At 40.3% G+C, this 11,604-nt stretch carries 9 protein-coding genes; 4 read left to right on the top strand and 5 right to left on the bottom strand.

Going from position 1 to position 11,604, the window contains the following annotated elements; genetic code table 11:
• The first annotated feature begins 76 nt into the window (after positions 1 to 76).
• Positions 77 to 1,036: a D-2-hydroxyacid dehydrogenase gene (locus tag I8748_RS11640; protein ID WP_214662518.1), complete on the top strand. Its 960-nt coding sequence runs from the start codon at positions 77 to 79 to the stop codon at positions 1,034 to 1,036.
• Positions 1,037 to 1,252: 216 nt separating this feature from the next.
• On the opposite strand, the gene I8748_RS11635 is transcribed toward I8748_RS11640, so the two are convergent.
• The 4 genes from I8748_RS11635 to I8748_RS11620 all read right to left on the bottom strand — a co-directional run bounded on the left by I8748_RS11635 (position 1,253) and on the right by I8748_RS11620 (position 4,449).
• Positions 1,253 to 1,594 carry a hypothetical protein gene (locus tag I8748_RS11635; RefSeq protein ID WP_198124737.1) on the bottom strand — a complete coding sequence of 114 codons (342 nt, stop codon included), beginning with the start codon at positions 1,592 to 1,594 and terminating at the stop codon, positions 1,253 to 1,255.
• Positions 1,595 to 1,825: 231 nt separating this feature from the next.
• A complete protein-coding gene (locus tag I8748_RS11630; protein WP_198124736.1) occupies positions 1,826 to 3,025 on the bottom strand; it encodes an acyl-CoA dehydrogenase family protein in 1,200 nt (399 codons plus the stop codon).
• A gap of 736 nt (positions 3,026 to 3,761) precedes the next feature.
• Positions 3,762 to 4,259 (bottom strand): GNAT family N-acetyltransferase, encoded by a 498-nt coding sequence (locus tag I8748_RS11625; protein WP_198124735.1) that lies wholly within the window; start codon positions 4,257 to 4,259, stop codon positions 3,762 to 3,764.
• A gap of 34 nt (positions 4,260 to 4,293) precedes the next feature.
• Positions 4,294 to 4,449, bottom strand: a complete 156-nt coding sequence (locus I8748_RS11620) for a hypothetical protein (RefSeq protein WP_198124734.1) — start codon at positions 4,447 to 4,449, stop codon at positions 4,294 to 4,296.
• Positions 4,450 to 4,669: 220 nt separating this feature from the next.
• Between I8748_RS11620 and I8748_RS11615 the strand changes: the two genes are divergently transcribed.
• Positions 4,670 to 5,143 carry a beta-lactamase hydrolase domain-containing protein gene (locus I8748_RS11615; RefSeq protein WP_198124733.1) on the top strand — a complete coding sequence of 158 codons (474 nt, stop codon included), beginning with the start codon at positions 4,670 to 4,672 and terminating at the stop codon, positions 5,141 to 5,143.
• Positions 5,144 to 5,357: 214 nt separating this feature from the next.
• Here I8748_RS11615 and I8748_RS11610 read toward each other — a convergent pair whose 3' ends face one another.
• Positions 5,358 to 6,269 carry a beta-1,6-N-acetylglucosaminyltransferase gene (locus I8748_RS11610; RefSeq protein ID WP_198124732.1) on the bottom strand — a complete coding sequence of 304 codons (912 nt, stop codon included), beginning with the start codon at positions 6,267 to 6,269 and terminating at the stop codon, positions 5,358 to 5,360.
• A gap of 140 nt (positions 6,270 to 6,409) precedes the next feature.
• Between I8748_RS11610 and I8748_RS11605 the strand changes: the two genes are divergently transcribed.
• Together I8748_RS11605 and I8748_RS11600 are read left to right on the top strand one after the other, a co-directional pair.
• Positions 6,410 to 7,660, top strand: coding sequence for a bifunctional sterol desaturase/short chain dehydrogenase (locus tag I8748_RS11605; protein ID WP_198124731.1), 1,251 nt, complete (start codon positions 6,410 to 6,412; stop codon positions 7,658 to 7,660).
• A gap of 535 nt (positions 7,661 to 8,195) precedes the next feature.
• Positions 8,196 to 11,582, top strand: coding sequence for an amino acid permease (locus I8748_RS11600; RefSeq protein WP_198124730.1), 3,387 nt, complete (start codon positions 8,196 to 8,198; stop codon positions 11,580 to 11,582).
• Positions 11,583 to 11,604 lie beyond the last annotated feature (22 nt).

The raw sequence follows: 11,604 nt of genomic DNA, 5'->3' as shown, positions 1-11,604 counted from the left end.
GAGCAGGGGAGATGGGGAGATGGGGAGAGTGTTAACAACAACTGACAACTGACCACTGACCACTGACAACTGACAAATGACCAAAAAGGTGAAAATAATTCTACCTGTGAATCTTGCTCCTGACATTGAGCCACATTTACCATCTGACATAGAGGTAGTGCAGGTGGATAGTGAAGGCAATCTCAATGGTGATGTCAGTGATGTAGAAATTTATGTTAATGGATTTTACTCAAATTTTAGTATATATGACAAGGTATTAGCACTGTTACCTGCATTGCGTTGGCAACAGTCACCGAGTGCAGGTGTAAATCACCTCCTCACACCTGCTTTTCTGCAACGAGACATCATCCTGACTAACGGTGCAGGGATTCATGCCATACCGATTTCGGAATTTGTCTTGACTTTCATGCTGTATCATGCTAAAAATCTGCGAAAGTTGCAAATCTTCCAGGAACAGCACACTTGGGTGAGAGGAGTGTTTCTAGAAGAGTTAGCAAATGCAACTTTGTTAATTATTGGTACAGGAAACATTGGTCAAGCGATCGCGCATCGTGCTAAAGCATTTGGAATGCAAGTTTGGGGTAGTCGTCGCCGTGCCGAACCGTTACCAAATTTTGACAAAATTGTGGGTGTAGATGAATGGCGATCGCTTTTGCCCGCAGCAGATTATGTAGTAATTGCTACTCCTTTAACCCCAGAAACTCGCGGTCTGATTGATGCTACAGCATTGCGCTTGATGCGGCGGTCTGCTTACCTAATTAATATTGCTCGTGGTGCGATCGTTGATGAAGCAGCATTGGTGACTGCTTTAAGTGAGGGTTGGATAGCTGGTGCCGGACTAGACACCGTTACCACTGAACCGCTACCCCCAGAAAATCCTTTGTGGTCACTGCCGAATGTCTTTATTACACCCCACTGTTCAGCCCTTTCACCATATCTTAAAGAGCGCATCACCGAACTATTTATTGATAATCTCAAACGTTACCAAACTGGGCAACCCTTGCGGAATGTAGTAGACAAGCAAGCGGGATATTGAAATTAGGCATAGGGAATGGGGCATTGGGAATTAAGGTAGATTTATCTTCCTCATCCCCCTAATCCCCCTCATCTCCCTGATCCTCCTCAAAAAGCCTTGAAATAAGTGGCTTTCTACTCAGGACTCAGCACTTTGCTGCTATAAGTATTACGCAGTGCTTGTATTTTCTGAGCGATCGCCTCAAACTGTTGTCAGCTAGTTTGTAACTAGGCAATTTCATCGCATTTCCAAGTGAATATCTACAGTTATGAGCTTTTTATCAAAAGTGTAAAATATAGTAGCGAAGCAATAAACTGGGTATAAAATGCCTGAATTTAATTCTTTGACTCCTCCAATTGCTATTTGGGCTGCATAATAATTGCCAAAACCAATTTGATAATTATTTTGCCTATAACTCTTAGATACTACTTCTAGTAGTGTATTACGGGGAACTATAATTGTTTTTTGTTCTAATTCAAGTAAACACTCTGATTTATCCTCCCATATAGTATTAATTAAATCTTTTTTTACTTCATTATCAGTTAGGAAATCATCAATGACTATATATGAAATAGACATAAAATTTTAATATAAATTATGGGGTTCCCTACATTCTATACCCTGCCCCTTAGAGGATGTTTGGAAAGTCGTAAAGTATACTCAAAACCCCTCTCCAAACCTCTCCCCGAAGCGGAGAGAGGCTTTGAATTCCCCCTTTCCGCGTCGGAAAGGGGGTCAGGGGGTTAGGTCTTGGATAACTTTGATGTTTCGCATAATACTTTTCAAACATCCTCTTACACTCCTTTCACTTTACTTGACTTTGAGTACCGACTTCCCTAAAGACTGGCAAATAACATCATTTTGTGGTGTATGAATACGGCTGCACAGCACATCCCGGTAGTGTCGTTCTAAAGGATTCTTTTTCATAAGGCCAGGATTACCAGTCAGTTCTAAACCAATTTCTACAGCACGAATTGAGTTAGTTGTTGTCAGGTATTTGACAGTTTGCGCTTGTAATCCGACGTTAGGTTCATACTCGCCCTTGTCAATGTCTTGGGCCAAGCCGTAAATAAGTCTGCGGTTAGCAAATAGCAATGCTTCCATCTCACCTACAGCAGTTTGGAAGCGGGGCAAAGTAGCTAATGATTCCCCCAAATTAGAAGGTGTACGCTCATTCAAGTAGTTAACTAGCCAGTCTCGTGCAGCAGTGGCAACTCCAAGATATAAAGCACTGATTGTCAAACTACCCCAAGTAGAAATCAGGGGATCAAAGGATGGCACAGCAGATATAGGGCGAATATCAAGAGCATATTCAGTAGGAATTAATACTTTCTCTAAAATTAAATCGTGACTGCCTGTAGCTCTCATTCCCAGGTGATCCCAGGTCTCGACAATTCGCAAGCCAGGAAGGTCACGGGGTACAAGAAAGCTGCCAACTTGGGGTTCATCTTCAGTTGTCCGCGCCCAGACAACAAAGTAGCTGAGGATGGGACTACCAGTGGTGTATTGTTTATGACCTGTTAACAGCCAGCCTCCTGCTGTCTTTTCAGCAAATGTCGCGGGTAATCCACCTCTAGCTGGTGTACCCAACTCTGGTTCAACACGGGCAGCATTAAGTAAAGCAATGCCTTCAATGGACTCCCGGCACAACCGCTTGTAAAGTTCTGGATGCCAGCGACGGCTACGGGCAGCATGGGCATGTTGGAGATAGTGCATCGTCAGTACTAGTGCTGTGGAAGCATCGCCCTGTGCTATGCCCTCAATCACCCGGCAGATACTCGCCAGTTCCAAACCCTGACCACCCAATTCACACGGAATGCTCAAACTGAGGAGTCCTGCTTCATGCAGAGCTGTAAAGTTCTCGAAGGGAAATGAACCATCTTTGTCGTGTGCTGCTGCACGGGTTGCAAAGTCCTTGGCAAGAGCTTCTACTCGGTCAAAAAGATTAGGAATAGTTTCTAAACCTGTCTTGATAAAGGTTTCTGGCACTGCTTCCTCCAACTGTGACATATATATACTCCTTTAAAACTCAATTTACTACTTTTGAAGCAGACATATTTTGTATACAAGATGTGTTAACCACATAATATCCAAAGCCCTGATTTACAGGTAGCGGCAATTGATGAATTGCCTCAGCCCTACCAGAATTCCATAATCAGCTTGCTTGTTTCGATTATCTATGGTAATTTTGTAATGAATAAACAACTGTAATTCGATAGAGATGCAGTATATTTATTAATTGTACTACACAGTCGTCTGTAGCTCTTAGTAACCTTGTCCGCCTGAGACAGTGAGTAATACATATCTGTAGCAGTTCAAGCCAGCGATCGCAAAGTGACAGCAATTGAATCAATGATTGCCACAAATGAAAGACTGGTAGGGGCGGGTTCACCTAGATCATCATTATTTGTGGGATGAAATCACCCACGACCAACCTGACTTGCTTGATTGATAGTCATCAGCTATCACTCATCCTCAATTTTGAATTATCCCAGTGATCTACTCATCAAACTGCCAAGGCATTACTAGTAGTTGGTGAGTTTTTTTTAACTAAGTCTTAGCCAAATTACCAAGTTAGAGGTTATTGATAAAGTAAATATTAACTAGTAGCGTGACCGGGCTAAAATGATGCAATAGCTAATCGTAATAGAAAAGAGATTTAGGATGGGCAGAACCAGAAAATGCAGACGGAATTATTGATAATTTAGGAGATTTACCTTTGATGATTGAACGTCTTTATATGTAATCATTCTGTAGTAATAGTCAAGGTTTTACTCATTTTAGTAACAGGGACAAACATCCCAGTTCTTAACTGATGAGGCGCTCTTTTTATGGGAGTAAATCCTATACGCAAATAAAATCCTTCAGCATAAAGGCTAGCAGTGGTAAATACTTGATCTATACCTTGAGCGATCGCTTCGTCGCAAAAATGTTGAACTAAGGCTCGCCCGATTCCTTTACCTTGATAACGAGGATGGACATAAAGCCCGATCAGTTCATCAACCCTGAAACTAGCAAATCCTGTAATCACATCACCCTCGACAGCAACGCAGAAAGTTTCAGCTTTCATACTCTTCAAGATATTAGAACCATCAGGCTTTTCACGATAGTTGCGCCAAGCTAATAATTCTTTGTGTGTATAAAAAGTTGCTGGAAGAGCTTTAATGGCAGCAATATGAATTGCACTCAGCACCCACGCATCTGATTCTACAGCAGGTCGAAGAGATATTTCTTTAGCGTTCATAGTTTCAGGGCTGGTATTCAAATGACTTGCCTACTTAATTTTCTGATACCAGCATATCAATTTGACCAAGCAGCAATTGTACTTGCGATCGCAATACGTAAACAAGCCCTTGGTTGAGACTGACAAACAAGACGTGGGGGAGACAATTTTTTACTGCTGAATCATAAAGTATTGTAAACCTATAGGTCATAAATTATATAATTTCTTAATTACCATAAATCCTATCGGAAAACCGTATATTATTGGGTAAGCAATAAAATAACCAACCTCAAAAGGCAAAAACAGAAACAATCAAGCGATAGCTTTTGTTATTTGCCGAATTTTGCTGTGCTTATTTGAATAGCTTGTCAAAGCTTGCTTATCAGCCGATTTACGAAGTTGGATGTAATTAGAAAGTTTAAGGAGTAAAAGTGATTAACGCTATACAGATTAATGAAAACTTGACAACGACAGGACAAGTAATACCCCAACAGATTAAGCAAGCTATCCAAGAAGGCTTTAAGTCAGTTGTGAATTTGCGATCGCCTGATGAACTAGGATTTTTTAAGGATGAGCAACAGGTAGTTGAAGCGTTGGGCTTATATTACGTAAATGTTCCGCTGAAACTAGAAGCCCTGAATGAAGAGCTAATTACCAAGATTTTAACCACACTAGAACAGATTCCTAAACCAGCCTTGGTGCATTGTGCAGCAGGTATGCGCTCAACAGGAATTGCACTATTGAGTATAGCTATCCAAGAGGGATTAACACCAGAGCAAACCTTAGCAAGAGCTAAAAATCTCGGCTTTGGTTTGTTGGAACACACTAATGTTAGTCCCAGGTTAAAGCAATTATTTGTGGATTACGTTAATAAACATGCGAAAGTAGCTGTGGCTACTCGCTGATTCAGCTAATGACACATACATGAGGTTAAACACAGATAATTCATCGGTGTACATCTGTGTTTATCCATTTTTTGCAACAGGTAGTCATACCAGATTTTTCCACTGTTCTCATTTCAAGACATCAACCTAGTTGCTTCAAGGCTTTGAGTAATCAACATTGTCCTAACCTATGCAACTACGACTACATATCAGTTTTTATATCATTGCAGAGATTTTACAGAGTAATTCTATCAAGTGCATCGAGAATAGTACTATCTATATCAATATCAAATTTCCGAGCAAAGTGAGCAGACGTTGCAAGCAGATTAGGCAGATCTTCCATCAGCAATATCTTGGGATGAGGGCCTCCGGTTGACCAATCAATATAACGTAGACGGTCATTTTTCAGCTTGAGATGATATGCATTAGCAAGTATAGTTTGAAAATAAGATTCGTCTGCATACATGAGTTTACTGTAGTGCGAGGTTATAGGATTTTTCTTACTGTGGAAATCGATAATGTACTCAGCGGCTTTGCGATTAGCACAAAACCATTGACTGCCACTGAAGCAAGCAATTTTTTTGGAAAAAGGAAGGAAAGGTTTAGCTAATAGCGGATGTTCTAAGCGGATTTCCAAATTCAATTTAGCATAGTATTTTTTGGAAAAATTGAAAGAAAACGACTTCGTACAATATCGTTGATAAGAATTTTTCAGCCATAACATGCTTGGCTTTAGATCTTGTTTATAAGTTTCATATGTGATTGGCTCATACTGAATAAAAGCATCGTATGGGTTTGAGGCTAGATCATCCAATATTTGTTTTGCACTTTTAATAGGATAGTCTGCTCCACTAAGTAATACAAACCAATCTGGTGCATCTGGAACTTCGTACATTAACCGAAGTGCCTTGACTGTAGCTTCTATTAAAGAAAAATTTCCCCACTCTGTTTGTACGTGAGGGCGTACTAGTAAAATATTTTTTGGCAGAGTATCGACTGAGAAATCACATTTGGAAAAATCATGATGCCAGACAATTGGAGGATATTTAAATAGACTATTTAACTTATTTATTAGCCTGTAAGTTTGTTGTGGTTTATTATGAGTAAGTAAAACAAAACCTATGGGATTGCTGGTAATATCATTCATGTTGTTTTTCAGGAAAATGATATTATCTCATGTATGTAACCACTGTTAACTACCTTAGTTGCAGCATCAAAAACTGCAATTGACTTTACAAATACTTTGCAGATACTGAATGATTAAGATAACTGACGTACAGAAAAATTATGATTAAGATACTAGCTCAAAGTTGGACAGAGATTGAAGCAAGGTTACAGATAGATTGGATTGTTGTAAATGCCTGCTTGCAATTTGCGATTTGGGGATTGTTCTCTGTTGTTCTGGCTGAGATATTAAGAGACAGCTACCATGCTTTGTGTCATCAAGTCAATTGGCTTGCTAAATGGCACAACAAACATCATATGGCATATCGCCGGGATTTATCAGTGGTTTCCCTCAAAGCCTATCAAGACTCCCAGCTATACCACGACATTTTAGAGTCTGGTCTATTGGTGGTATTGTTGACGGTAATTGCCTTAGTTGTCCAACAAACAGGGATTTGGCTGGGAGTAGCATATGCCTGTAGCTTCTTGTATGGTGCATCGATTAGATATTTCCAAGGTAAAATCGACACAGACTATAACCACCTACCCGGCCCTCTAGTGACAATTCCATCCGTTTGGTGGGTGAATCGGTCTTACCATTGGCGACATCATTTTGATGATGTTAACGCTTACTACAGTGGTGTATTTCCCTTAGTGGATAAAATACTGGGCACAGGACTGTCCCTGAAGGGTAAAACCGTTGCTTTAACCGGAGCATCGGGTGCTTTGGGGCAAGCCTTGGCGGCTCTTCTGCTCAAGCAGAATGCTAAGGTTGTAGCATTAACTACTAACCCCGAAAAATTAGCAACCCATACTGGGTTGAAGGTGGTTTCCTGGCAATTAGGTCAAGAAGATGAACTCAGAGATAGTTTAGAGAAAGTTGATATTTTGATTATCAATCACGGGGTCAATGTCTATACTAGCCGCACACAAGAGGCAATTAACTCTTCTTATGAAGTTAATACCTTTTCAGCATTGCGGTTGATGGATATATTTTTGACAACTGTGACAGGGCCACAGGCAAAAGCAACCAAGGAAATCTGGGTCAATACTTCCGAGGCTGAGGTTTCCCCCGCTCTCAGTCCGCTATATGAACTTAGCAAACGGACATTAGGAAACATTGTGACTTTAAAACGGTTGGACGGGGATTGTATAATTCGCAAGTTAATTCTTGGGCCTTTTAAAAGTCAACTCAATCCTTATGGAGTAATGTCAGCACAGCAAGTGGCTCATGCCATCCTGTTTTTAGCACGACGAGACTTTCGCAATATCATTGTCACCATTAATCCTCTCACCTACGTGCTTTTTCCCTTGAAGGAAACTAGTACGTGGTTATACTATCGAATTTTTAGCAAGACAGCTAAAAGTAGCTAATTTTGTGCCTTATAGGCTATTTTTCAATAAAATTTAGGGGAGGCAAATACCAGCGTGAAGGTTCCTCCCCACCATACTTTTGAGCAGTACAAACTGCAGATGATAGTTCTTGCTTTATTGCCATTTTCTGACAGCATCAGCTGACTAAAGATAGTCATAATATTTTTTTGCCGTAACATAATTTCCCATTAATGGTGCGTTGCACTTCGTAATAATACACCCTACAAAATTAAGATTTATAGCAGTCGAATCATAGATTAGGACAGATGAAGAGCGTGAATGTCAGTCACAGTAAGGTTTTTACTTCTGCCTCCTGCCTCATGCTATACTACAAAATTAATATTTACTTTATAAATGAAATGAAACAATATCTGATTGTAATTGATGGTTGCGGACTGTTCACTATTAGCAGTCAGCAGTCATCAATCATCAATCAATAAAGTGGTTTTTTACATAAGTTCAGCAGTTTTACGGAAGCTATAAACAATTAGATCAGTTATTCAGAGAATGGGTCAGTAAATCTAGCTAAGAAATAATGGTTAGTAAAGGTTCTGTGCAGACAGACAGAAATCAACGCCTGGTAATGCGCTTACCACGTACTCTCAGTTGTCTAGAAACCTGGGGTTTTGGGCTGACAGGTCATGTTGGATGGATTGGTACTGCACCGGTGATTCATGCAGCTTTAGGGTCAAAAGCTATCTTAGTTTGGTTTTTTGGCACTATTATTTCCTTCTTGCTTAATTTACAGGTACAAAGTCTAGGGAGATATTGGTCAAATGTAGCAGGAGGAACACCAAATTACACCACAAGGCTACTCAATAACTTTCCTAACTGGGGTCGCTACGTAGCTTTAGCATACTATTTTAGTTGGGCAGCAGCACCAGCATTGTATGCGATCATACTTACAGATTTAGTTAAAGTTAATTTTCAATCTGTAGGTATTTCTTGTCCAGAAACTTTATTAAAAGTCGGATTTACAGTTATTCCTTTTATTGTAGCGTTCAGTGGCAGCCGTGCTTTAGCAATCCTGCACTTATTTTTTGTGATTCCAGCGATTTTATTATTGCTTTTGTTTTGTACTCAGGGCGTAGTATGGTCAGCTTTTTCGAGCGCTACCTCTAACTTGCTCCTAAACAGTACACCTAGCTTGAACTTTGGAGAATGGGCAAAGTGGTTTTTCTTAGCCAGTTACTCAATTTATGCTTGTGAAACCACTGCTTCTTTTGTTGCTGATAGCCACCAGCCACATAAAACTTTGGGGTTCTTAACCGTAGCTGCTTGGCTAATTCCTCCAGTGTTTCTAGGTGGTTCTTGGGTATTAATGTGTTCAGCTAGAGACCCTAGTATAGGTGACGATACCTTCTTGAATCTGCTAGCGGCTTCTAAGCCTTTTTGGGGTGAATATGCCGCGTTTTTAGTGACGCTTCTGATTACTTTTTCTTGTCTTCTCAGTTCTGCTACGGCAGTTTCCAACTCTCCTCGGATACTATACCAACTTGCTTTAGACAAACAGCTTTCTTCGGTATTCGCAGTCGTTTCACCTCAAGGCGTGCTTGTGCCTGCTATCCTAGTTACCTTCTTACTCAGTTTATTTTGTCTGAATTTAGGAAATGTATCTCAGATCGTCACGGTAGCAGGTACTTGTTATCTTCTGTCGATTATGGGACTACATCTGGGATTATGGCTGGGTAGAGGCAAACCGCAAGTGTTATGGCCTTGGTGGTCACTTGTTTTTTTCTTGATAGAAGGGGTAGTTCTAGTAGTGGGTGGTTTAGCTTGGAAATGGCAAGATTTTTTAGTAGGACTATTATTACCTGTTATTTTGATGGCAGGAGATACAGCCTTACGTCGCTTCAGCTTTGCACCATTACACCCTAAATGGTGGACAGAGCGTTATGAGGCTAGGTCTAGTAGTAGCAACAGCTCAGATTTTGTTGTGCTACAAGTGATTGTTCTCGTTTCATTAATTTGTATTACGGCTACAGGCAGTTGGAGTATCCGCGATTTATTAGACAGAGCTTCAAGTAATAGTCATAACCCTTTACTAGCTATCGTTTTGGTGACGCTTTCTTTTATGGGGGTAGCGATCGCTTGTTGGACTACATTACCACAGATTATTGCTATTGATGAGGCACGCAAACAGGCAAAAAACCTCTTTATCACCACTCTCAATACTGTTCCAGATACTGTTTTAGTTTTAGATGAAAACGGTACGATCTGTCAGACAAATGCAGCCGCTGAAGAATTATTTCAACTCAGTGCTGAGGAATTGCTGGGGCAGAACTTGAATCAACTGCTACTATGCTATTGCGGCAAACCAGAGCAATGGTCTATTAGGAGTGAACAAACTCTGAAAATTAACCAAAGCTCAAGAATTGTAGAATCGACTGTTTCACAACCAGCTAATTCTCAATCACAGCAATATGTTGTCATTATACGTGATATTACTGAGCGAAAGCTAGCAGAAGAAGAATTAGTACAATACCGTTGCCAACTTGAACAGTTAGTAGCAGAGCGCACTATTGAACTAATTAGAGTTAATCAACAACTTCAACAAGATATTATTGAGCGTCAAGAAGCACAAGATCAATTACTGCACAATAGTCTGCACGACGGGCTAACAGGGTTACCCAACCAATCTTTATTTATTGAGCGGGTGCAACTAGCAATTGAACGTACTAAACAGCAAAAAAATTATTTATTTGCTGTACTCTTCTTAGACCTAGACCGTTTCAAAGTTGTGAATGATAGCCTGGGTCATCTACTAGGAAATCAACTTTTGATTGCAATTTCTCATCGCCTCAAATTAGTTTTGCGTTCTGGAGATATAGTTGCGCGTTTTGGGGGAGATGAATTCACAATTTTAATTGAGGAAATTGAAAGTATTAATAGCGCCATACAGGTAGCCGAACGAATTCAAAAGGTACTAGCTTTACCATTCCAATTAAATGAGCATAGGGTGTTTACCAATGCCAGCATTGGTATTGCTTTAAATACACCAGATTATGACCAAGCAGCAGATATTCTACGTGATGCTGATGTGGCTATGTACTGCGCTAAGGCACTTGGTAAAGCCCGTTATGAGGTGTTTAATTCTAAAATGCACGAGGGTGCATCTCTGCTTTTACAGTTAGAAACTGCCTTGCGACATGCCTTACTCAAGCAAGAAGAATTTCGCCTTTATTACCAGCCAATTGTTTCATTGTTAACTGGCAAAATTAGTGGATTTGAAGCCCTAATACGTTGGCATCATCCAGAACGAGGAATTATTTCTCCTCAAGATTTTATTCCCTTGGCGGAGGAAACTGGCATGATTGTTAATATCGGGCAATGGGTGCTTTATGAAGCCTGCCATCAAATGCAGAGATGGCATAAACAGTTTCCTAGTTCAACTCATTTAACAATTAGTGTGAATTTTTCTGGGAAACAGATCATGCAACCCGACGTGTTTCAACAGGTGGAATATGTTTTGCAGCAAACTGGGTTGGAACCGTGCAGTTTAAAATTAGAGATTACTGAAAGCTTGCTGATGGATAATTTTGAATTGGCTACCACCATGCTTTCCCAGTTAGCAGCCTTAAATGTCGAGTTGCACATGGATGATTTTGGTACTGGCTATTCATCCTTAAGTTATCTGCACCAGCTACCTATCACAACACTGAAGATTGACCGCTCTTTTGTTAGTAGTATAGGCAGACGAGGAGAAAATTTAGAAATTGTTCGCGCGATCGTGACATTGGCTCATAATTTAAATATGTCTGTGACGGCAGAAGGCATAGAAACGGTAGAGCAAGTAGCACAACTGAAAGCACTACAATGTGATCAAGGGCAAGGCTATTTCTTTTTACCACCTATGGAAAGTGCAGCCGTAGAGGTATTGCTTGCTGCTAATTTGTGTTATAAAAACTTTTTACTGGTATAGCAAAGTGCTGAGTAGAAACCCA

Origin of the sequence: Amazonocrinis nigriterrae CENA67 (assembly GCF_016056305.1) — a bacterium.
Lineage (GTDB): Bacteria > Cyanobacteriota > Cyanobacteriia > Cyanobacteriales > Nostocaceae > Amazonocrinis > Amazonocrinis nigriterrae.
This window is presented reverse-complemented; position numbering and strand designations above follow the sequence as displayed.